The organism is Paenibacillus sp. FSL H8-0168, assembly GCF_038592955.1.
GTDB classification, from domain to species: Bacteria; Bacillota; Bacilli; order Paenibacillales; family Paenibacillaceae; genus Paenibacillus; species Paenibacillus polymyxa_B.
In genome coordinates this window covers 305114-328378 of record NZ_CP151948.1, presented here as the reverse complement: position 1 = coordinate 328378, position 23265 = coordinate 305114, and the positions used below count along the sequence as shown (strand labels likewise).

Below are 23265 nucleotides of genomic sequence, written 5' to 3'. Positions count from 1 at the left end.
TTACCATTCCATGAATATCTATCACTATTTTACACATATTACATGTATATCGTTGATTTGAGCTTTTGAAGGAGGACGAGTCATGGCAAGATCACTCGAGGCGAAATTGGACCATCTAAAAAAGACCCTGGGTCATCTTCCTGATGTCGTCTTCAAAAAAATGGACGTGGGACAAACGGGAATTCATGTAGTTATGGTTTATCTCTCCGGTATTGCGAATACGGGCATAATTAACGAACAAATCGTTAAGCCACTCATTTTGACTGGAATCCGTGAAAACCACTCCCAAGTTAATCTGGAGAAAATAAAGGAGGAACTGATACAGCAGACGGCATTTACGATCGGTATGAATGAAGGGGCAGACCTTGAAGCATGTGTAATTGAAGTGTTATCGGGAAATACTTGTCTGCTGATCGAAGGAACCGATGAAGTTTTTTTTGCTTCTACGGGCCAGTTTCCTTCGCGAAGTGTCGATGAACCAAGCACCGAAACTTTGGTGAGAGGACCGAGAGAAGGTTTTATTGAAGATTTGGAAAGCAACTTGGCAATGGTAAGGCGGCATATCAAAGATCTAAGTTTCAAAATAGATAAAATGACCATAGGAAGGAGATCTTCACGGAAATTAGCGATCTTGTACATATCAGATATCGCAAATCCAGAGCTAGTTCAGGAAGTTAAACGAAGAGTCGAAACGATTGATGTGGACGATGCTTCCGATACCGGGATTATTGAGCAATGGATTGAGGAACATTCATGGTCTCCATTCCCACAGATTCAAGCCTCTGAACGTTCGGATAAAGCTATAAATGCTTTAATGTCCGGAAGAGTTGTCATTATGCTTGATGGCACTCCTTTTGTCCTGATTGCTCCCATGACCTTCTGGATGCTGGCTCAATCCCCAGAGGATTATTACGAGCGTTTTCCTTTAGGAACATTTTTTCGTATGCTTCGTTTAATGGCTCTGTTCATTGCAACATTCCTGCCTTCGCTATACGTTGCACTTATTTCTTTCCATCCTGGATTAATCCCGCCTGAGCTGGTGATGTCTATCGTTGCCTCAAGGGAAGGAATTCCTTTTCCCGTTTTTGTGGAAGCTCTAATCATGGAGTTATCATTGGAAATATTACGCGAGGCAAGTCTGCGGCTACCTAAAGGCATAGGACAAGTCATCGGTATTGTAGGCGGTCTTGTGATTGGACAAGCCGCTGTCGAGGCGGCGGTCGTAAGTGCTTTTCTGATTATTGTCGTTGGTCTTACTGCTATTGCGTCCTTTGCAAGCCCGCAGTACAGCGGCAGTATTGGAATACGGCTTCTTCGTTTCCCCATTATGATGATTGCAGGGATTTATGGGCTGTATGGCGTGATTTTAGCCTTTATTTGTTTAGGCGTACACATGGTCCAGATCAAAAGCTTTGGAGTTCCTTACATGTCACCCCTAGCCCCAATTCGGCTAAGAGATCAACAAGATACTTTTATTCGGGCTCCTTTTAAATACCTCAAAAAGCGTCCTATGATGCTAAAGACACAGGATGAAACACAATCTAACAGGAAAAGGAAGTAAGCCAATGATCTCTTACATCTTTCTGTTTCGTCGAACCCTATGGGTGCAAAAATGCGTCGCCGTATGGATCGCATGTGCTCTCCTCACCGGTTGTTGGGACAGCAGAGAGATCGATAACTTGAGTATCATTCAAGGCGTCGCCATTGATACAGATGAGCAGGAAATGCTGGAGCTTACCTACCAGCATTTAATAGCGCAGAAATCCAGAAAAAATATGTATAGCAACGTAACAACCTTTAACAAAAATTCCATTCAATCTGCTTCAAGGGAACAGGCCAAGCTGGTATCCCGTGCTCCTTTATATAGTTTTATTCGCTTGATTTTGATTAGTGACCAAGCTATACAAAAAACAAGAATCGATCAATTGTTAGATACGTTTACTCGCTCCTATAAACCGAGTCGAAAATCACTTGTTATGATCGTAAAGGGCAATGCGAAAGAAGCGCTCAATAAGATTGGCAAACATAAAGAGATACCTTCCATTGACCTTGAAGCATTGGCTAAAAATAGTGATTTCAACTCAAAAATACCTTATAGAATAACATTAGGGGAAATTTCTACACATATCTCACAAGGAGCTGACTTCCTCATTCAATGCCTAGAAAGCAATGACGGCAATCACTTCTCAGGAGCAGCTCTGGTCAGCGGCAAAACGAAGAAATTTGCTTATTGGCTGGACGAAGAGAATGTTATCGGGATCAACTGGATGCTGGGAAAAACGAAGGGTTCCATTATTAAAGCTGAGGACCCAAAGACCAAACAACACATGGTCTTTGAAGTTGAGGATGCCCATAGTAAACTTATTCCCCACCTCAATGGACAGGATCTCTCATTCACGGTTCGTATTAAAGCAGATATCAAATTAAACGAAAATTCGGTTAATTCTGAAGACTTCCTGAAGGAATCATTCATCCGAACCGCCAAAGAAGCGGCGCAAGATGAAATCAAACGAACCCTATCCCAATCGCTAAACACACTTCAGAAAGAAATGAGATCAGATGTAGTCGGTTTTGGAACAAAAGTAAAAGTGAACTATCCCGCTTACTGGGATCGGGTAAAGGAAAATTGGCAAGATACATTCAGTCAAATACCAATCGACGTTCAGGCTGAAGTACAGATTGAACGAACAGGTGCTTATACAAAAGGAGAGGGAGAGTAATGTCCAACATACCTTCCATGAAACAGGAAAAAATCTCCACAATTCAAGCCTTACTTACAGTCACTTCGACCGTGTACGCTGTGGGAATTGTCAGTTTGCCAAGAACCATCGCGGAAAAGACACAAACGCCCGACGTGTGGCAGGGACTTTTGCTGGCAAGTCTGCTTGGGGTAGGCGTCGTTTTTATCCATGTTAAACTGTGCCGGAGATTTCCAGGGAAGACGTTCTATGAGCTCAATCCTGTGATTGCGGGTAAATTCATCGGCCTGCTCATCAATATTGCATTTATTGCACATTGCACGATGGTCTGCTCTTTTGTATGTAGAATGATGGCGGAATTCCTCAAAGGTCTTGCACTGGAGAGAACCCCAATAAGTATGATCCTCTTACCGTTTCTTCTGCTTATTGGGTATTTGACCTGGGGCGGTCTCCATGCAATGGTTCGATTGATTGAGCTTTTTTTCCCTTTAACCTTTATTGTTTTTTTATTGTTGGTCGTTCTTAATGTCAACCATTTTAATCTTGATAATTTGCGCCCTGTTTTCCATAAAGGATGGCGACCGATCTTTGAATCACTTAAAGTTATACCTTTCTCTACAATGGGTTTTGAATCCATCCTTATACTAACTAATGTGATGACCCACCCACAAAAAGCATGGAAGGCTGGGTCGATCGGCTACTCGATTGCAATGGGTTTATATATTTTAATGGTAACGATGGTTGTCGGCTGTATGTCAGTTGAGGAAGTTTCCCGACTGCAATGGCCAGTCGTTTCTTTTGCACAGCAAATTGAATTCCCTGGTGCGTTCCTGGAACGATTTGAAATATTATTTATCATTTTGTGGACGATCAAAATTTTCATGACCGCCTCAAACTATTATTTCTATATTGTAACGGGGATCAGCCAGCTCACCCAAAAGTGGAACAGGTATATCTGTTATCTCCCGTTAATTATATTATTTTGCCTGAGCATGTATCCCCAAAATTTTGTTGAAATAGGCAACTTCGATAAAATAATAGGTTATTATGGAATTGCTGTATGCGCGGTAGTACCCTTGGTGCTTCTTGTTATCTCTATGGTCTTCCATCGAACAGAAAAAACGGATGGAAAACAGTAAAGGGTATCTCCTGCTCTTCCCAATGACTCCTCCCCTTATGCAATAGCATAAGGGGATTTTCACTTTTTACCCAGCGGCTATCCTTCGAGATTTTCCAACTGCTCCCTCCACTCAATTTATATTCGTGAACTGATATAATGGAAGAGTTAAGCTACTATTAGATCAATATCAGATCAACTATTCTCTCTTAGGAGACTATTGCATATGAAACCAACCTATCTTATGGATGATATACAGTGGCAACAGCTTGTTCAGAACGTGGCTGACCATTTTAATGATGTGACGATCAAACGAGGTTCTCAGTACTTTAAGCAGGGAAAGGTCAAAGAATTCGCAATGCCTGATGCCGACCATATCGCAGCTGTCGTGGATGGAAGCGAGCTATACGAGGTGGATCTTCACTTGAGTGCTTTTGCTGCCAGCAGATGCACATGCCCTGTCCACACCAACTGCAAGCATATGATCGCCGTACTACTGAATTACGCGAATGAACAGGAACGTTCTGTACATGCTTTAGTGAACGCTCATTCGGCGGGATTCACCCGATTGGCGGCAAAAGCTGACACGCGTACCACACCTCCTTCCCGGTCGAATCTTTCACCGGATCACAAGGAAGCAACAAGAAACGCTCTCAGTAAAACAGCAAGTAAGATACCAGACATGCCCATTTCAGAGTGGCATGATCTGTTCGATCAGTGTATCGCCCTTAACCGTGTGAACACACAAAATTCCCAATATGTCCAAAGCGCTTTAGCCTCGATCTATGCTGTGAAGCCACCGCTTTCACCCGGCATGCAACAGCTATTCGGACTGCATGCTCATCTGCGTGTGCTGGAAAAGCTGGTGCCTCAGTCTCCCATGCCGGGCTATCCCTCTCATACCTATATGGGGTATTACACGCAAATCGCCGCCGATGAGCTTAAAGAAGCTATCGAGCGTGATTTTGAAAGCCCGCTGGGGCTGACCGATGAACCGATGCAAGAAGCCCGTATCGCAGAAACCTTAGCCTATTTGCGCCGAAAAATGCTGACAGAATCGCGTAACGGTACTTATTTTTCAGACACGTATTATCAGTTTTGGCTGAACTGGGTGCACCCCGAAAGACAGGACTCCAGCATATATACGGAGGAATTACAGCATTTACAGGCGGCTGAGGAGGATCTCGGCACAACTTTAGCACGGCTTCCATGGATGTTGGCTCGTAGCTGGATGCATATTTACCAATCGCAGGATAATGAGGCCTGGGTACTTCTTCAGGAAGCGGAACGAGCTTTTCCACTAAAAATCTCTTCCAACCAATTGCTTTTGTTCTTACAGGCGTTGCGCAAAGCCGAGGATTGGGTACGTCTCAAGGACGGACTGCGGCATATCGGTCCCCTGCTTCACAGTCATCGGGATGACCATTTACAGGATTATATGCATGATTGGGATGTGGTTTTGCAGCACCTTCCAGAGGCAGAGCAGGACATGTGGGACACGCTGGTGGGTATGCTCCCATTTGCCGGGGGAATGTATGAAGAGGCGCTGCTTGCCCACGAAAAATGGCGGTCATGGATCGACTATCAGCTAAGCATACGCAGTGAACCTTTGAGTTTTCGGGTGAGTGTGTTGCAGCCCATTGAAAAGAATGCGCCTGAGTTACTACTCCCCTTTTACCATCAGGCGGTAGAACGCTATGTTTTGGAAAAAAACAGGGCCAGCTATAAAGCAGCAGTCAAGCTGTTAAAGCGACTGTTCAAGCTGTACAAGAAAATGAAGCAAGAATCACGCTGGGAGCTGTTCTTCACGACCTTCACCAGCCGTCATAGCCGCCTGCGGGCGCTACAGGAGGAATTGCGGAAAGGGAAATTGTTATCATGAGTCAATATACCGAAACGATTACCGTGCATATCCAATTAACTACCTATGGAGACGCGCTGATCTATGGCGACTCCTCCATGAACTATAGCATTTCCGGCCAAATTCTGAAGCAGCGTTTGTTTGCTTGGCATGAGGCTTCGTTTTATGGCACCGAGCTGGAGATTCAACATGTTCAAGACACGGATATTATCCTGCTGCCCTCGGAGCAAGTGATTCCTTTTCTGGCAGAGCAGGAACTGCTGAAGCACATCGAATGGATCTGGGACGAGGCCCATGCCCCGTGGCTTCGGCTGATCCCTTTACTTGCTCACTGTATTGAAGCGAAAGCATATGTGCCCAGCTTCACGGCATTCCAGGCAGGGAAGCTGCAATGGAAGTGGGATGCGGAAGCACTGGAAAACATCCAACCGGCAGAGCTTGCTTTGCTAGACAGCTTGGAGAAAGGCGAGCAGGATGGGCTGATAGCGGCGTTCTCGGCTGCCGTATTTCAGCACTGGTACGGCACCGAAGCGGAAGCCGCCGATTTGCGAAGAGAATATCCGATTCTCTTCGCCCCCAACCGCCCGGCCGCGGCGGGTCTAGACGCACGGGCCTGGCTCATCGCCATCGGCTGGAAAGCCGATACCGCGCCATTTCGGCCGCTTCTGCAACTGCTGGAGCCAGAGCTCGAGGACGACGAGCCGTCCTGGCAGCTCAAGCTTGTGTTGCAGGACAAGCAGGACCCGGCGTTGCTGGTGTCTGTACAGCTCGCCGATGATGGGTACGCATCCGGCTCATGGCCCGATGCCTGGACAGCACATGTCCGTGAGCGCTCAGCGGGGTGGCTAGAACGCTTGACCTCGATTTTGCCTGCCGGGCAGCGTGCCGGAAGCCGCGATGACGTGCTGAATCACCCGCTCTCCGACGAAGCAGCGTGGCAATTTCTGACGACCGACAGCCAGCGTCTGCTGGAAAGCGGTTGGCAGGTGCTGCTCCCGGCTTGGTGGGAGGCAGCTACCCGCAAGAAGCCGAAGCTGCGGGCCAAGGTACGCCCAGGCGAAGGGGCGGGAGAGCGCACGAAGGGCAGCTCGCTGTTCGGACTGGACTCGATTGTCCAGTTCGATTGGCGTGTTGCCATCGGTGATGCCGATCTGAGCGAGTCGGAATTCGCTGAGCTCGTCGCTCGCAACGAGCGCTTGGTGCGCTTCCGCGGGCAATGGATCGCGCTCGACCCCGCGCTGCTGGCACAGATCCGCCGGGCCATGGCCGGGATCGACAGCGCTCAGGGATTGTCCTTCCAGGACATCCTGCAGCTACACCTGCTCGGCAACGCCGACGAGCCTGAAGGCGACGCCTCGGGCGAGCAGCCGGAGGATGCGGCACGCTTCCGACTGGAAGTCGAGCTGAATGCCCATCTGCTGAAGCTGATCAGCCAGCTCGGACGACAGTCGGAATGGCCTGCATTGGACGTGCCGGATGGGCTGCAAGCCGAGCTGCGAACGTATCAGCGGGACGGGTATGCATGGCTTGCCTTTTTACGGCGTTTTGGACTGGGTGCCTGTCTGGCCGATGACATGGGACTCGGTAAAACGGTGCAGTTTATTACTTATTTACTGCACCTACAGAATATTGCCGCCGAGACGGGCGTCCGTTCCAGCTCGCTGCTGATTTGCCCGACTTCGGTGCTGGGCAACTGGCAGAAGGAACTCAGCCGCTTCGCCCCTTCGCTGAAGGTGATGCTGCACTATGGAAGCAAGCGGGAGCAGGGAGACCTGTTCCGCGAAGAAGTCGAGCAGGCCGATGTCATCCTGACCTCCTTCGCTACGGCAACCCTGGATCAAGAGCTGCTGCAAAGCATGACCTGGGATTCGGTCTGTCTGGATGAAGCGCAGAACATTAAAAATGCGCAAACCAAGCAATCCACAGCCGTGCGCAGCTTTCCTGCACGTCATCGGATTGCGTTGACCGGAACACCTATTGAAAATCGGCTGTCCGAGCTATGGTCCATATATGATTTTATCAATCCAGGTTATCTGGGTAGCTCACGCGCCTTTAGCAATCGCTTTATGAATGCTATTGAGAAGGAACATAACGAGCAGCGCACGTTAGATTTGCAAAAGCTGGTTCAGCCCTTCATGCTGCGGCGCAAGAAGAAGGACCCTGCTATACAGCTTGATTTGCCTGACAAGAATGAGATGAAAACCTACATTCATCTGACCTCTGAACAAGGCGCACTCTATGACCAGATTGTCAAAGAGTTGATGGAACGGATGCAGAAGCTGGAAGGGATTGAACGGAAAGGAGCCATTTTATCCGCCCTTACCCAGTTGAAGCAGCTTTGTGACCATCCTGCCCTCTTAACCAAGGAGGCACTCCCGAATGCCGCGGATTCCAGTTATAGTCAGTCCGATCTTGAAGCAGTCATTAGCCGTTCATCCAAGCTGGAGCGCATTCTGGCTATGGTCAAGGAACTGCGGGAGGAGGGCGAGCGCTGCCTTATTTTTACACAGTATATTGGTATGGGGCAGATGCTCCAGCGGGTACTCGCTCAGGAGCTGCAAGAGCCTGTGCTCTATCTGAACGGCAGCACATCCAAAACGGCACGTGACCGAATGATTGATCAATTCCAATCTCACACGCTCCCCCCTGCCGAGCAGCCATCCGTGTTTATTCTGTCGCTCAAAGCCGGAGGGGTAGGTCTGAATCTAACGGCCGCCAACCACGTCTTTCACTTTGATCGCTGGTGGAACCCAGCTGTTGAAAATCAGGCCACAGACCGAGCCTATCGGATGGGACAAACGAAGGATGTACAGGTGCACAAATTTATCTCGCTCGGCACGCTGGAGGAACGCATTGATGAAATGCTGGAGAGCAAGCAGCAGCTTAGCGACCAAATCATAACCAGTACCGAGGGCTGGATTACTGAGCTGTCTACAGACGCGTTAAAAGACCTCTTTACGCTACGGCGCGATTGGGCATGATAAGGGCCAAAATCGAACGATAATGTACATGGAGTGCCATTTCGAGTTCGATATATACCTATTTATAAGAAGTCGTAGTTTATAACACAGTCCAAAACTCCTTTGTGTGCATTTAATATCTCATCACAACAAAGGAGTTGATTTGAAGTGGCCATTCGTCCTCCACAAACACTGAAATCTACGGGCAGAAAGGTTCCTGTTACGAGATATCGCAATGTGAGCCCTACACAAACTCTACGCCGATTTACAGTTATCTGGGCTAACACAAACGGTGTTCCTTTTAACACAACCGGATTCTTTGCTATACTCCGGCGTCTAGATGGAAGCTTTGTCCAAGCTGCAGGCTTCGATGGTTTTGGTACTGCGCGATTTAACAATGTTCGCACACCTACGAACCAGCCTTATATTCTGCGTACTTTTAGAGATGATGGAGTATTATTCCGCGTTAGATCCGTACCTGCTGGCGTATCCTCGTTTGTCGTTATTGGTTAAGTTCGTACCGAACGCAGCCTAAACGTGGTAACCAAAAAAGCAGCCAGAAACAGAGTATATCTGTCCTGGCTGCTTTTTTAATTGGCTACCTATTCGGAGTCTTCTTCCACTATTGCATTTTTCGTAACGGCCGTATTGTACACCGTTTTGAGCCAGTTTTCACTCGACCAGTTCAGCTTACCTGCACCCGCTCCATCCTTGGCCTGCAATTGAGCAACCAGGTTAGCAGGGTCTTCGGCTGTATAGCTGTATGGCAACGTTGTGAACCCATTCCAAGAGAAGTCCTTGGTCTTGGCAGGATAAGGGGCTAACGGGCTATTCGCATCGTCACTGCCTCCTCTGAATACGGTACCGTTGTTCGAAAAGATAACGTCCTCGGCTTTGATTTTACCTGTGTAATCCGCTTTGTTAGGATCTTTTTGATTATTACGCACTGGAGAAAATACATCAATTAAATAAGACTTTTCTAGCAACACCGCGCCGTTTTCTGTTGAAATTGCACCATTACCCACGACATCAAAATGGTATCCTTTTGCGGCAATTGCTTTAGCCATGTCAGAAGTAATTCTTTTTTTGGCTCTGGCCAATCCGGCATCATCCATAACGATGTTATATGCATGAGCATTACCACCACGCAGACGAGGCATGCGATCCTGAATATCCAGATAGTAATTATGATGCAGCGTCACCTCCAGATCTGCATTGTCGGAAGCCATTTCCGTTGCACCGATCAGATGCGCCTTCTTTTGCCCTGCTGCAATATCAATGATATCTTCTTTACTCATGCCTACTGCACTGCTTCTCAGATACGCGTACATAGGATAGGAAGACTTGTCTGCTTCCATGGCGTTGACTTGTTGGGTTACCCAGCTGTTGGAGCTGCGGTCATCTCCTTTGAACAAAGACCAGGAAATCGTAACTCCGTTACTACCTTTTTTCACATCTACCAAACCATCATAGGCTTTGTTAAATGTACAGTGGTCGATCCATACCTTGGAACTTGTACCTTCGATGGTAACATAATCCCAGTCATTCTTATCATAGTTCCCTTTGGTTGCTTCATCCCACTCCCAAAGTTCATCAAATTCGAGGTTACGGAAAATCAAATTAGAGCTTCTTTTGATGACAAAGCCAGCATGTTTGATTTTCGCACCATTGGCAGAGAAAATCGTAACCCCATTCATATTTTCGATATAGACTTTGCTCACACCTGTCTTTTTCAGAACAGGATGCGTCTGTACAGGGTTGTTGGCACTAAAAGGCATTACTTTGGCAGCACTAGGAATTTCATTCCAACCGAGATCAAGATCGTTCATAATCTCAATCACTTTGACTTTGCTGCCTTTCTTCAATGCTTCGTTGAGATCTACAGCGTTGTAAACCTTTTTGTAGTTGGCATCTGTATCCGCAATATTGCCACCACCTGTATTACCATACGAAAAGCCAGTCAAATTATAGTTGATTTTAGAGGTTACATCAGGGTCCACCCCAGGAGTCGGTTGTTCTGTACCTGGTGTCGGTTTCACAGGCGGTGTTCCTGGATCTACCTCAGAAGAAGAACCGGATACCATCACATTATCGAATTGGGCAGCTGTTTTAGAAGTTACCAAACCAACGGCTCCAGCAGTGAGGCTGGTGTCTGTTGCGGACAGCTCTAGTTGATCATTGACATACATTTTGATTTCCGAACCGGATAGTTCCAGTTTGACTCTGTACCATGTATTCGTGTCCAGTTTGTATTTTTTATTGGTAGCCAGTGTCTTCATAGAGCCTTTGACTTTTTTTCGAATCTCAAGAGCTCCGTCTTTCTTGTTATACAACGATGCTGCATAGAAGTTGTTGGAATCTGTGTATCTACCTGCAACGTAGACTCGATTGGAGCCATTAAAATCATTTACATATACATCTGCTTGCACGCTATAGTTCGTCCATGAGGCATTACCTTTGACGGAATGGCTTTCGCTTCGACTAGATTGTTGGTATGTAGATCCATTCCCATCCTTGACCACAGACCAGTTCCCCGAACCTGCGGTCCAGCCTTGAGCTTCTCCTTGTTCAAAATCATCACTTATCTGTAAATTCCCATCCGCATGTGCATGACCTAGCAACGGTAATGATAAAGACAGCACCAACGTACTGCTTAACATTACACTTGCACATTTTTTTAACAAACTCGACTTCATATAATAATCCCCTTCTTGATTAGATTCATGAATACTAAAGCAAAGGTTGCACCGTTCATCGGGCATGACATGCCCCAACGGTATATAACGTACTGATGAAGGGAATAATGTCCCAACACCAATGAGGGCCCCAATCGCTATACTCCAATAATTATAGGCTTTTAAATAAATATTAAAATATGTCTAATTACTTATCTTTTGTCTTAATTTTTCTATTAATTTTGCATCCTGTTTCATAAACACGCCAAATGCTGTTTCATAAAATCACAAAAAACGATATTTTTTTATTTTTGAATAAGACATACAGTTGTCATATTGGGAATGGTACATATAAAGGAGTGAGTATCATCCATATCATTTAAAGGAGCGATGAGATGTCCAGCTACGAATACGCTTCCAAATTGGAATTAAAAGAAGCCATTCATGCCTCCTACTTACGATTTGACGGTGAGTTCCAGGAGATCGACGAGAGCCAAAAGGATATTCGTATCCCCGAAGTAGATAAAACACCCGCAGAAATGATCGCCTACCAGCTCGGATGGCTTCATCTTGTCATGGCATGGGACAGGGACGAACGGGAAGGAAAAACCGTGATCATGCCCGCCCCCAATTATAAGTGGAATAGACTAGGTGAACTATATCAATCATTTTACAAGACCTATTCCCACCAATCTTTACGTGAATTACGCGATATGTTCAAGTTGGCTGAGCAAAAGTGGCTGGATTGGATCGACACACTTAGTCATGAAGAGCTCTTCACTCAGGGCGTTCACGACTGGACAGGGACTAATCCGAAATGGCCCATGGCAAGATGGATTCATATCAACTCGGTGGCACCGTTTAAAACATTCAGAGCCAAGATACGGAAATGGAAGAAATACAAAGTTCAACAGTGATGAAAAAAAGTGTGCATTGTGCTACAATACTTGAGTTGTATCGGGATACATTTAGGGAAGGGTAAGTGAAACGCCATGCTTATTATTGGTATTGCCGGCGGTACAGGTTCCGGTAAATCGACGGTAGCACGCGCCGTCGTTGAGCGTCTGGGATCTAATAAAGTGACTTTCATATCTCAGGATAACTATTATAAAGACCATTCACATCTGAGCTATGATGAACGTGCTTTGGTCAATTATGATCATCCGTTTGCCTTTGACAACGAATTGCTTATTGAGCATCTCCACTGTCTGAAAAAAGGACAAGCGACACAAGCGCCAGTGTATGACTTTACAGTTCATGCCCGCTCCACGGACGAGACGGTAGAGCTTCTGCCAAATCATATCGTTATGTTGGAAGGTCTGCACGTACTGTCAGACGAAAAACTCCGTAGCCTGCTTGACATCAAAGTATTTGTGGATACTGACCCTGATGTGCGTATTCTCCGTCGGGTTCTTCGCGATATTGAGGAACGCGGCCGCACCATCCATTCGATCCACGATCACTATTTGACTACGGTTAAGCCGATGCATGAGGCATTTATTGAGCCTTCCAAGAAATACGCTGACCTGATCCTTCCTGAGGGTGGACACAATGAGGTTGGTATTCAACTGCTGTCTATTTTGACTGAGAAATATTTAGCAGGAGATCGGACATGGGGTACTATATAAGGTAATCCCGGTTGTTTAGGCTGTCGAGATTTTCTCGGCTGCCTTTTTTGTTGTTTTATATGCCATTTGGACTAAATTTTTTTGGAATCCCCGTGTGGTTTATGTTAGCATGTAAAGGTTAAATGCTTTAGATTCAAGCTAAGTTGGAAGCGTTATCAAATATGTGCCTCAGATGATATGACGTCCACGTGATGGAGGTCTTTTTTGAATCAGGATTTTTGCAAATCCTCGAATAGGTATAATTACGGAGAGTGCTGCCATGAATGAGCTATGCAACATTTTGATTGTGGATGATGAGATATTGGTACGGCAAGGAATTAAACACCATTTATCGTGGGAACAGTATGGATTTCGAATTGTAGGTGAGGCTTCTAACGGGAAAGAAGCCTTGGAGCTGATTGAAACTGTGCATCCTCATATTGTCATTACAGATATCGTAATGCCAATCATGGATGGCGAGGAGCTGACGCGCATAGTCAGACAGAATTATCCAGATATCGAAGTCATCGTGCTTAGCAGTTACGGTGAATTTAATTACGTGCGATCCACCTTTCAACAAGGGGTTGCTGACTATATTTTAAAGCCCAAGCTGGACACGGATGAGCTACTCCAAGTTCTCCAGAGAACCGCTCGCAAAATTCCATCCATTCAATATCAGGCGGATGCTGGGAATAGTCAAATTACGATAGATCATGTGATCGAAAAGCTGATCTCCGGGTATAACATGGACTATGACGCCGAGTTGCTGAAGCAAGCATTTCCTTATACTCGTTTTGCGCTCATAGGCGTGGAACAGTCAGCACCTCATAATAAAGGACGCTCTATCTCTGCCTCGGACCTATTTTCCAAGCTTACAGATCGATTATCCTCTGCCTGTGAGCGCATCGTACTGCGACAACTGCCGTCTGATATCTATGCGGCTGTGTTTTTAGCCAATCTCGATCCACGGGAAGTAGACGCCTGGATGGCTGCGGTTAGGGAAGTTGCACAGGAGACAAAGCGGGTCGATCCACAGACAGGCTGGGCAGTTAGCCATTTATTTGATGACTTTAATCAGATTAGTGACGTCTATCAGGATGAACTGCCAAAACTGCTGAGTTACCGCTTTTATTTCCCAGGAACAGCGCTGCTCATAGAAGACGAACTTCCTCAGCCTGTACAGGTGAACAGCTCGTTCAACTTAAAACAGTTTACAGAAGAGATGAAGCGTGAGCATTTTGATACAGCTTTTCAGGATTTGAGATCCTATGTAGCCGCCATGTCTGGCAACTATACCTCTACCGCTTTTGAATTCAAATCGCTTCTCGGAAATATCGTGTTCAACATTACGATTTTGCTCGGGAACCAGGGGTATGATATGAAGGAGTTGGATGCGGCGAAATATTCCTACTTCAAAACCATTAATGATGCCCCTCATGTACATGAAGCCGTACGCCTTCTGGAGACTTTTTTGGAGGAAGCGAACAGACAGATCATGGCTAAAACACAGCAAGGAAGTAGTGCAAGCATGAAGAAACTGCTGGAGTACATTGAGGAGCATCATGCCGAAACACTCAATTTGACGACACTTGGGCAATATTTTCACTTTAACCCTTCCTACTTGTCCAGTTATTTTACGGCACACCATACAGAAGGTTTTAGCGAGTATCTGAACAAAATTCGGGTTGAAAAAGCCGCGGAGTTACTACGGTCGGGGACGATGTCCATTTCGGATATTAGCAGCACAGTAGGCTATTCGGACCCCAGCTATTTTACCAAAGTGTTCAAAAAAGTGAAGGGTTACTCGCCCAGTCAGTACCGCCGGGAGCATCTCTATTAGAGAGTAAGCCACATCTGCCAGCAGAAAAGAGATTGAATATGAAAAGATATATCCATAAAATCAAATATCAAGGTCTGTTCTTCAAAATCTTTATTGTTATGGTGGTCAGCATCACTGCGGTGTCCTTGCTGACCTCTTTGGTGACGATTCGGATGTCTGAACGACTTTTTGCTGAGACATTCAGTATTACAAATGCCAAGGTACTCAGCCAGATTCAATCCAGCTTTGAATCCTTCAATGATTCTATCGTGAATGCCGTAACCCATGCTTCGGAAAATGGAACGGTCAAGAACTATCTGACTGGCGGTCAATCTGACTCGATTAACTCGGCGAGGATTTACTTCGGAATGGCACAGCAAATGAAGCAAATTAAATCGAACGTCGATGCCTATGATGTCGGTGTCGCTGTAACAGGTCTGAACGGCCGGAGCTTTTACTCCGACTCGTCCTATTGGCCTGTAACTGCGGAAGAGCTTAAAAGCAGTGCGATTACAGCCCAAAGTGTAGCACGACCGGCACAGCTTATGTATCAATTGGATACTGAATTATTTCAGCAACAAATGAGTAACACCACGCAAAAGCCAACACCCTATATCATTGCCTCCAAACCATTTATGGAGCGGACCAGCGGCACCCTGTACGGCATGATCTACATCGCTATCCGGGAACCGGAATTTCGCCGTTTCTACAACAATTTCACGAGCAACGGCAATGATGTGCTTATTTTGGACAAGTCGGGACTGATTGTATCGAGCAACCGTCAGGACCTGATCGGACAACGCTCCAGTGAGCTGCTAGGCTATGCCACAAAAATCAATGAACAGGGACTTAACTACATTAATGCCGATGTGATGAATAAGGAGAGTATCCTCCTTTCCAACTATATCCCTTCATTTGATTTTTATCTGGTGAACATGATCGACAGACAAGCCGCGATTGGGCAAATTATTGACGTTAAATCCGTTGTATGGATCTGCATCGCCATCGTACTGATTGCTTTGGTGATCGTTTTTCTGATATCCCGCCGACTGATTCGTTCGCTGACTCGACTGGTGAAGCAAATGTCGACCATACGCGAGAAAAATTTTGATAATTATATCCCGGTAACGGGCAGCTATGAGGTTAGACAATTAAGTCATGCCTACAATTACATGCTGGATGAACTAAATGACTATATCCGTAAGCTTTTAGAGACGCAAAAGGGTCAACGGAACGCAGAGCTTGCTGCACTACAACGGCAGATCAATCCGCATTTTCTGTACAATACACTGGCTTCGATCAAAATGCTGGTACTCAAAGGAAACAAGGAAACAGCCGCCGAGACGATCAATGCGCTCATTTCCTTACTGCAAAATACAATCAGCAATGTGAGTGAAACGATCACCATCGAGCAGGAAATGGCCAACATGCAAAATTATGTGTTCATTAACCATGTGCGCTACGGGCAGCGGGTACAAGTGAATTATTTTGTATCACCCGATTGTCTGGAGTACCATGTGCCCAAGCTCATCATTCAGCCTTTTATCGAAAACTCTTTTTTCCATGCGTTTAATGAAAAAAATGTAGGCCACATCTATATATTGGTGTCCAAAACGGAGGATACATTGATCTGTGAGGTGGTCGATGATGGGGACGGTATGGATTTGGACGGGCATACGGCGCAAGACGGACTGCCGAATCCCAAGAGCAAGCGCCAACTGTTCACAGGCATCGGCATCCAGAATGTGCACAACCGCATTACCCTTTTATATGGAGAAGAATACGGCGTGACCATCTCCAGTAAAAAAGGCGAGGGCACCAAAGTAAGAATGACCCTGCCATTGATCGTAAAACCCGCCCCTCCTACCCCATAAAAAATATAGACTGAACTAAACAAAGAAGGTGGAACAAGAACGGAGTGGGCGGAATGGTGCTGTACAAGCGTAGCGGTCGCCTTTGTATCCGGATTTCAACCTTATATAATTTGAATAAAGAAATTTGGATACAACAGCGATGGGAAGCACCATCCGGCCGCGCAGTGGCGCTTCGTGAACAACTTTAATTCAACCTAAAAAAAGTACCTAAACCAAAACAAAATACAAATGTAAGCGGTACCTTTTTTGATAAATCATAATAATAAGACCAATCCGTATAAAGATATTCCTAACGCCAACAAAGTATGGATGGTACACTAGATTTATAAATAAGGTAACCGCTTTCATTCAAGAGGTTTAGAACTAGCAAGCAACATATAAAAAAGAGTAGGGGTTGAACAAAATGAAAAAAATGACTTTCCTTCTGCTGATTGCAAGCTTGATCTTGCTATCCGCATGCTCCAGCAATTCCGAGAAAGCAGCTACCACAACAGATTCTGGCAAAAAAGAAATCACCGTCTGGGCTTGGGACCCGAACTTTAATATCGCAGCCCTGAAGCTGGCAAAAGATCGTTATGTTGCCAAACATCCAGATGTAACCGTAAACATTGTTGAATATGCTCAAAACGATATCGTACAAAAAATGAATGCCGGTCTTAACTCCGGATCTACCAAAGGATTGCCAAACGTGGTTCTGATCGAGGATTATCGGGCACAGAACTTCCTGCAAGCCTATCCCGATTCTTTCCATGATATGAGCAGCACGATCAAAGCATCCGACTTCGCTGATTATAAAATCGGACCGACTAGCTACAACGGCAAGCAGTATGGTGTTCCATTCGACTCCGGTGTTATGGGGCTGTATGTAAGAACGGATTATCTGGAACAAGCCGGCTACAAAGTAGCAGACCTGACCAATATTGATTGGGACAAATTTATTGAAATTGGTAAAGCCGTAAAACAAAAAACAGGCAAAGAAATGCTGACTCAAGATCCGAATGACCTCGGTCTGATCCGTGGTATGATCCAAACTGCAGGTTCATGGTACCTGAAAGAAGACGGTAAGACACCAAACCTGGCTGGTAATCCAGCTCTGAAAGAAGCGCTCTTGACGTACAAATCCTTGTTCGACGCCAACATTGTTAAAATGAATGCCGACTGGAGTCAGTTCCTGGCCGCATTCAACAGCGGTGCAGTTGCTTCCGTACCTACAGGTAACTGGATTACACCTTCGATCAAAGCAGAAGCTTCGCAATCGGGTAAATGGGCCGTTGTTCCTTTCCCTAAGCTGAAAAATATACCTGAATCCGTGAATGCTTCCAGCCTCGGCGGCAGCTCCTGGTATGTCCTTAACTCGGACGGTCAAGATACCGCTGCTGATTTCCTGAAAGAGACATTCGGAACAGATCCAGAGCTGTATCAAGATATGCTGAGCAAAATTGGAATTGTTGGTTCATTGAACGCAGCTTCCAGTGGTAAAGCTTATGACGTGGAAGATCCGTACTTCGGTGGGGACAAAGTATACAAGAAATTTGCAGAATGGACTAAACAAGTTCCAAAAGTCAATTATGGCTTGCACACGTATGCCATTGAGGATATCATGACCGTTGAAATTCAAAACTATCTGAACGGAAAAGATGTAGACGCCGTTCTGAAAGATGCTCAAGGACAGGCGGAAGCACAGCTTAAATAAGACAGTCCATCTAGCCAAGGCTAAACAATAAAACGATAAGCACTTAAAACCTTGGGCTTGCGAGTTCAAGGTTTTATTGCTGCACAGGGAGTTGACATGGTATGAAGACAGCCGCGCCCAAAATAACTACAACACGTCTCAAAGCAGGTATGACAGGATGGTTGTTCATATCCATCGCAGTGATCATGATCGCCGCTTTTTATTTCTATCCGATGATTCAGGCGCTTATCTTGTCCTTTAAGACAGGTACAGGGTCTAATCTGAGCTTTAACGGCATTGATAACTACAAGCGACTGTTCACCGATAAAATGTTTATAACCGCCGTGAAGAATACGTTTATCTATTTGATTTTCCAAGTACCTTTGATGGTCATTCTGGCTCTGTTCATTTCGGTATTGTTGAATGATAAAAACCTGAAATTCAAGGGCTTTTTCCGCACAGCCATCTTCTTGCCGTGTATCACATCCCTTGTAGCATACTCGGTTGTCTTCAAGTACCTGTTCTCGTCCGACGGTCTGGTAAACTCCTTATTGCTGAATCTGCACGTGATTGGCACGCCCATCCAATGGATTACAGATCCTTTCTGGGCCAAGGTTACGATTATTATCGCGATCACATGGCGCTGGACTGGTTACAATATGATCTTTTACCTGTCCGGTCTTCAGAACATTGACAGTTCCATCTACGAAGCGGCCCGTATTGACGGAGCTTCCCCGATCCGACAGTTTTTTAGCATTACGGTTCCACTGCTTAAGCCGATTATCCTGTTCACTTCGATTACATCAACGATTGGTACACTCCAACTCTTCGATGAAATTATGAATATTACCAAGGGTGGGCCAGGGAACGCGACATCTTCAATTTCGCAATATATTTACAATTTGTCCTTCAAATATTCATCCGACTTTGGTTATGCGGCGACCGTATCTTATTCCATCGTCATTATGATCATTATCTTGTCGATTATCCAGTTCAAAGTGGCAGGTGAGAAAAAATGATGAAAACAAAAAGAGCATTTACGTACGCCTTTCTGATCATTGTGTCGTTCGTTTCGATTTTCCCGTTCCTCTGGATGCTATCCAGCTCCACGAACCTGTCAGTCGATGTGACCAAAGGCAAGCTTCTGCCTGGCTCCCATCTGATGGATAACATGCACAATCTGCTCGAAAAAGTAGACATCGTTACCGCACTAAGTAACTCTGCAAAAGTCTCTATCTCAACTACGCTGCTGGCTATGCTAATCGCATCACTGGCCGGTTATGGCTTTGAAATTTACAGAAGTAAAGCGAAAGACGTTGTCTTCAATATCCTGCTGATGTCTATGATGATTCCGTTTGCGGCGATCATGATTCCGCTCTACCGGATGTTCGGCAGCATTTCTAATGTCATACCGTGGATCGGTATTGATACACTCTCTTCTGTCGTCATTCCGACCGTAACTACGGCGTTCCTGATCTTCTTTTTCCGTCAAAGCACCAAGATGTTTCCAAAGGATCTACTGGAAGCAGGTCGTATGGATGGATTATCCGAGCTGGGTCTGTTCTTCCGGGTGTATATGCCTACGATGAAAACAACCTATGCCGCTGCCGCGATCATCACATTCATGTCCAGCTGGAACAACTACCTCTGGCCTCTGATAGTGCTGCAAACGCCGGAGAATCAAACGATTCCGCTGTTGATTTCGAACCTTGGCTCCAGCTATGCACCGGATTACGGTGTCATCATGATCGCCATTGTTCTGTCCACACTGCCGACTGCACTGGTATTCTTCCTGATGCAGAAACACTTTGTAGCGGGCATGGTGGGTTCGGTAAAATAACAGATTTCTGTGTACGTTCTTCATTTCATTTTAAAAATAAGGAGTGTTCGCCTTGACCATCCATACCCCTAGTCTGGACTGGCTGACCGACGTAACCAAATTTGCTGTACATCGGCTGCCCGCCTATTCCGATCACAAATATTACGCTACGCTTCAGGAAGCGGAGCAGCAAGCTGATATGGCTTGGCGTCATAGCCTGAATGGGAGCTGGAAGTTTAACTATGCAACGAATCCAGCCAGCCGTCCGGTAGAGTTCTATGCCCCTGGCTTTGAGTATGGCGGCTGGAGCGATATTCAGGTACCAGGTCACATTCAGACGCAAGGCTTCGGCCAAATGCAGTACGTAAATACGATGTACCCGTGGGATGGACATTCGGATGTTCGCCCACCCCATATTCCGGAGGATCACAACCCGGTCGGGAGCTATATCAAAAGCTTTGTTTTGCCGGAAAATATGGCTTCTGACGCGCAGCCTGTATTCATTTCTTTTCAAGGCGTCGAATCGGCTTTCTATGTATGGCTGAACGGACAATTTGTCGGTTACAGCGAGGACAGCTTTACACCGTCTGATTTCGAACTGACACCATTCCTGCAAGCAGGCGAAAACAAGCTGGCGGTAGAGGTATATCAAAGAAGTACGGGAGCGTGGCTGGAGGATCAGGACTTTTGGCGTTTTTCCGGTATTTTCAGAGACGTATATCTCTATACTATCCCTACTCTTCACGTACGTGACCTACATGCCAAAGCGGATCTGGATGCTTCCTACACGCAGGGCCTTCTGGAGCTGAAATTGACCTTGGAAAAGCCGGCAACGGCCTATGCAACTGTCGATGTGAAAGATGTTGCCGGTCATGTTGTAGCTTCTTTAAAAGCTGACTTTACTGATGGCACAGCTTCGCTGTCAGCAATCTTGGAGCAAGTGCAGCGCTGGAGCGCCGAAAAACCCTATTTATACACGTTGTTCATTCAAATTTATGATGCCAGTGGATCGCTCGTGGAAGTCATTCCACAAAAAATTGGCTTCCGTAAATTTGAGCTGATCAACAAGGTCATGCATTTGAACGGCAAACGTATCGTCTTTAAAGGTGTGAACCGCCATGAATTTAACGCTCGCACCGGACGTGCGATTTCCCGTGAAGATATGCTGTGGGATATCCGAACGCTCAAGCAGAACAATATGAACGCTGTTCGTACCTCTCATTATCCAAACCAGACTCTGTGGTATGAGCTATGCGATGAGTACGGGGTCTATGTAATTGATGAAATGAACTTGGAAACACACGGTTCCTGGCAAAAACTCGGTGCCGTCGAGCCATCGTGGAATATTCCCGCCAATCTGCCTGAGTGGCAGGATATCGTCATGGATCGCGCCATTTCCATGCTGGAACGGGACAAAAACCATGCGTCCATTCTAATCTGGTCCTGCGGCAATGAGTCGTATGCAGGTGAAGTGCTGCGCAATGTCGCCAACTATTTCCGAGCCACCGACCCGAGCCGTTTAGTGCACTACGAAGGCGTGTTTCACAACCGTACGTACGATGATACCAGCGATATGGAGAGCCGGATGTACGCCAAACCCGCAGATATCGAGCAATATCTGAACGACAATCCCCAAAAGCCGTATATCAGTTGCGAATACATGCATGCGATGGGCAATTCCGTAGGCGGCATGCACAAGTATACAGAGCTGGAGAACAAATACGAGCTGTATCAGGGCGGTTTTATTTGGGATTATATTGATCAGGCTGTTATGAAAAAAGATCGCTACGGACGCGAGTACCTCGCGATTGGCGGCGACTTTGACGACCGTGCCACAGACTATGGCTTCTGTACGGACGGAATTGTCTATGCAGACCGGAAGGTTTCACCGAAGATGCAGGAGGTCAAATTCCTGTATCAAAATCTGAAGCTCACCCCGGATCGCAGCGGTGTAACCCTGCGCAATGAAAACCTGTTCGAGGGAACAGGCGACTATGAGTTAGTATATAGCCTGCTGCATGAAGGCCAAGAAATCGCACGTAATGCCATTCATGTAGATGTAGCGGCTCAGACCGAAGCCTATATTCCACTAACGTTCCCTAATACGGATGGAAAGCCTGGTGAGTACGTTATTCACACCGCTCTGGTTTTGAAGGAAGCGACGCTTTGGGCTGAGGCTGGACACGAAGTGGCCTTCGGACAACATATTTTCATCGTGGAAGATCCAAATCCACTGAAGATCCCTACGGTCGGTGCCTTACGAGTGGTGCATGGCGATGTTAACATTGGTGTTCACGGTGCAGATTTCAGTATGATGTTCTCCAAAGGAGCAGGCAGCCTGACTTCACTTCGCTACGCCGGACGTGAGATGATCGCCATGCCTCCTGCTCCATTGTTCTGGCGGGCGACCACAGACAATGATCGGGGAACCGCACTAGGCTTTGAAGCCGGTGGCTGGTTCGCTGCAAGTCTGACACGTAAATGCGTGGGCATCGAGGTTACGGAAGAACAAACAGACCGTGTAACCGTTACATTCCGCTACACGCTGAGCATTCATGCAGACGCACAGGTAACGGTAGCCTACACCGTCTTGGCGGATGGCAGTCTGAACGTAAAATCGACTTATGAAGGCGTCTCAGGATTGCCTAACCTGCCGATCTTTGCTCTTTCGTTCAAGGTTCCGGCGGACTACCGCCATCTGGACTGGTACGCGATGGGACCGGAGGAGAATTACATCGACCGGGCCTTCGGCGCAAGACTAGGCGTATTCCACAACGAAGCTGCGGATAACGTGTCCGGGTATGTTGTACCACAGGAATCCGGCAATCGTACAGGCGTGCGCCGTGTCGATATTACCGACGATTCTCAGCGAGGTATACGCATTACTGCACCTGCTACCGCACCGGTGGAATGCAATATTTCTCCGTATACAGCCTTTGAGCTGGAAAATGCCTACCATCTGTATGAGCTGCCCAACGTGTACTACACCGTTGTCACCGTAGCTGGCAAGCAAATGGGCGTAGGCGGCGACGATAGCTGGGGAGCCCCGGTACATGAAGAATACCAAATTACAGCCGATCAAAAGCTGGAATTTGAGTTTACCATGCAACGGGTATAAATAAGCACACTCACTGTATGACAAGTAGATATAACAAAAGCCCT

At 46.4% G+C, this 23265-nt stretch carries 16 protein-coding genes; 15 read left to right on the top strand and 1 reads right to left on the bottom strand.

All coding sequences use genetic code 11. The annotated features are described in order from the left end of the window. Positions 1-82: 82 nt before the first annotated feature. The 7 genes from MHI21_RS01470 (at position 83) to MHI21_RS01440 (ending at position 9150) form a co-directional block, all read left to right on the top strand. Entirely contained in the window at positions 83-1561 is a 1479-nt protein-coding gene (locus MHI21_RS01470) for a spore germination protein (RefSeq protein WP_342419285.1), read from the top strand. Further along, complete coding sequence (locus tag MHI21_RS01465) at positions 1530-2720, top strand: Ger(x)C family spore germination protein (RefSeq protein WP_342419284.1); 1191 nt, start codon at positions 1530-1532, stop codon at positions 2718-2720. Before MHI21_RS01470 ends, MHI21_RS01465 begins: the two co-directional genes overlap by 32 nt. Continuing rightward, on the top strand, positions 2720-3838 hold the full coding sequence (locus tag MHI21_RS01460) for a GerAB/ArcD/ProY family transporter (protein WP_342419283.1): 1119 nt from the start codon (positions 2720-2722) through the stop codon (positions 3836-3838). The genes MHI21_RS01465 and MHI21_RS01460 overlap by 1 nt, the downstream gene beginning before the upstream one ends. A 204-nt stretch (positions 3839-4042) precedes the next feature. Beyond that, positions 4043-5698 (top strand): SWIM zinc finger family protein, encoded by a 1656-nt coding sequence (locus MHI21_RS01455; protein WP_342419282.1) that lies wholly within the window; start codon positions 4043-4045, stop codon positions 5696-5698. A gap of 370 nt (positions 5699-6068) precedes the next feature. After that, complete coding sequence (locus tag MHI21_RS01450) at positions 6069-6455, top strand: hypothetical protein (protein WP_342419281.1); 387 nt, start codon at positions 6069-6071, stop codon at positions 6453-6455. Next, complete coding sequence (locus MHI21_RS01445) at positions 6400-8658, top strand: DEAD/DEAH box helicase (protein WP_342419280.1); 2259 nt, start codon at positions 6400-6402, stop codon at positions 8656-8658. The genes MHI21_RS01450 and MHI21_RS01445 overlap by 56 nt, the downstream gene beginning before the upstream one ends. Positions 8659-8805: 147 nt before the next feature. Beyond that, complete coding sequence (locus MHI21_RS01440; RefSeq protein WP_061830247.1) at positions 8806-9150, top strand: hypothetical protein; 345 nt, start codon at positions 8806-8808, stop codon at positions 9148-9150. 89 nt (positions 9151-9239) lie between these two features. Here the strand turns inward: MHI21_RS01440 and MHI21_RS01435 are convergent, their stop codons facing one another. Continuing rightward, positions 9240-11333, bottom strand: coding sequence for a family 16 glycoside hydrolase (locus MHI21_RS01435; protein WP_342419279.1), 2094 nt, complete (start codon positions 11331-11333; stop codon positions 9240-9242). 374 nt (positions 11334-11707) lie between these two features. Between MHI21_RS01435 and MHI21_RS01430 the strand changes: the two genes are divergently transcribed. The 8 genes from MHI21_RS01430 to MHI21_RS01395 all read left to right on the top strand — a co-directional run bounded on the left by MHI21_RS01430 (position 11708) and on the right by MHI21_RS01395 (position 23221). Continuing rightward, complete coding sequence (locus MHI21_RS01430; protein ID WP_341162540.1) at positions 11708-12229, top strand: ClbS/DfsB family four-helix bundle protein; 522 nt, start codon at positions 11708-11710, stop codon at positions 12227-12229. A 75-nt stretch (positions 12230-12304) separates the two neighbouring features. Further along, positions 12305-12940 (top strand): uridine kinase, encoded by a 636-nt coding sequence (gene udk / locus MHI21_RS01425; protein WP_342419278.1) that lies wholly within the window; start codon positions 12305-12307, stop codon positions 12938-12940. Positions 12941-13199: 259 nt separating this feature from the next. Next, complete coding sequence (locus MHI21_RS01420) at positions 13200-14759, top strand: response regulator transcription factor (protein WP_342419277.1); 1560 nt, start codon at positions 13200-13202, stop codon at positions 14757-14759. Positions 14760-14797: 38 nt separating this feature from the next. Beyond that, positions 14798-16612, top strand: a complete 1815-nt coding sequence (locus MHI21_RS01415) for a sensor histidine kinase (protein ID WP_342419276.1) — start codon at positions 14798-14800, stop codon at positions 16610-16612. A gap of 403 nt (positions 16613-17015) precedes the next feature. Next, positions 17016-18305, top strand: a complete 1290-nt coding sequence (locus tag MHI21_RS01410) for an extracellular solute-binding protein (RefSeq protein WP_039274127.1) — start codon at positions 17016-17018, stop codon at positions 18303-18305. A 101-nt stretch (positions 18306-18406) separates the two neighbouring features. Further along, the gene (locus MHI21_RS01405; protein WP_013308301.1) at positions 18407-19303 is read left to right on the top strand and encodes a sugar ABC transporter permease; all 897 of its coding nucleotides are present in this window, start codon (positions 18407-18409) and stop codon (positions 19301-19303) included. Beyond that, positions 19300-20124 (top strand): carbohydrate ABC transporter permease, encoded by an 825-nt coding sequence (locus MHI21_RS01400; RefSeq protein ID WP_025722097.1) that lies wholly within the window; start codon positions 19300-19302, stop codon positions 20122-20124. The genes MHI21_RS01405 and MHI21_RS01400 overlap by 4 nt, the downstream gene beginning before the upstream one ends. 52 nt (positions 20125-20176) lie before the next feature. Beyond that, entirely contained in the window at positions 20177-23221 is a 3045-nt protein-coding gene (locus MHI21_RS01395) for a glycoside hydrolase family 2 TIM barrel-domain containing protein (RefSeq protein WP_342419275.1), read from the top strand. Positions 23222-23265 lie beyond the last annotated feature (44 nt).

Coding starts and splice junctions, on each gene's coding strand:
- MHI21_RS01450 (WP_342419281.1), top strand. CDS start 6,069: ATGGAAGTGGGATGCGGAAGCACTGGAAAACATCCAACCGGCAGAGCT.
- MHI21_RS01460 (WP_342419283.1), top strand. CDS start 2,720: ATGTCCAACATACCTTCCATGAAACAGGAAAAAATCTCCACAATTCAA.
- udk (WP_342419278.1), top strand. CDS start 12,305: ATGCTTATTATTGGTATTGCCGGCGGTACAGGTTCCGGTAAATCGACG.
- MHI21_RS01410 (WP_039274127.1), top strand. CDS start 17,016: ATGAAAAAAATGACTTTCCTTCTGCTGATTGCAAGCTTGATCTTGCTA.
- MHI21_RS01455 (WP_342419282.1), top strand. CDS start 4,043: ATGAAACCAACCTATCTTATGGATGATATACAGTGGCAACAGCTTGTT.
- MHI21_RS01405 (WP_013308301.1), top strand. CDS start 18,407: ATGAAGACAGCCGCGCCCAAAATAACTACAACACGTCTCAAAGCAGGT.
- MHI21_RS01430 (WP_341162540.1), top strand. CDS start 11,708: ATGTCCAGCTACGAATACGCTTCCAAATTGGAATTAAAAGAAGCCATT.
- MHI21_RS01435 (WP_342419279.1), bottom strand. CDS start 11,333: ATGAAGTCGAGTTTGTTAAAAAAATGTGCAAGTGTAATGTTAAGCAGT.
- MHI21_RS01400 (WP_025722097.1), top strand. CDS start 19,300: ATGATGAAAACAAAAAGAGCATTTACGTACGCCTTTCTGATCATTGTG.
- MHI21_RS01465 (WP_342419284.1), top strand. CDS start 1,530: ATGAAACACAATCTAACAGGAAAAGGAAGTAAGCCAATGATCTCTTAC.
- MHI21_RS01420 (WP_342419277.1), top strand. CDS start 13,200: ATGAATGAGCTATGCAACATTTTGATTGTGGATGATGAGATATTGGTA.
- MHI21_RS01415 (WP_342419276.1), top strand. CDS start 14,798: ATGAAAAGATATATCCATAAAATCAAATATCAAGGTCTGTTCTTCAAA.
- MHI21_RS01470 (WP_342419285.1), top strand. CDS start 83: ATGGCAAGATCACTCGAGGCGAAATTGGACCATCTAAAAAAGACCCTG.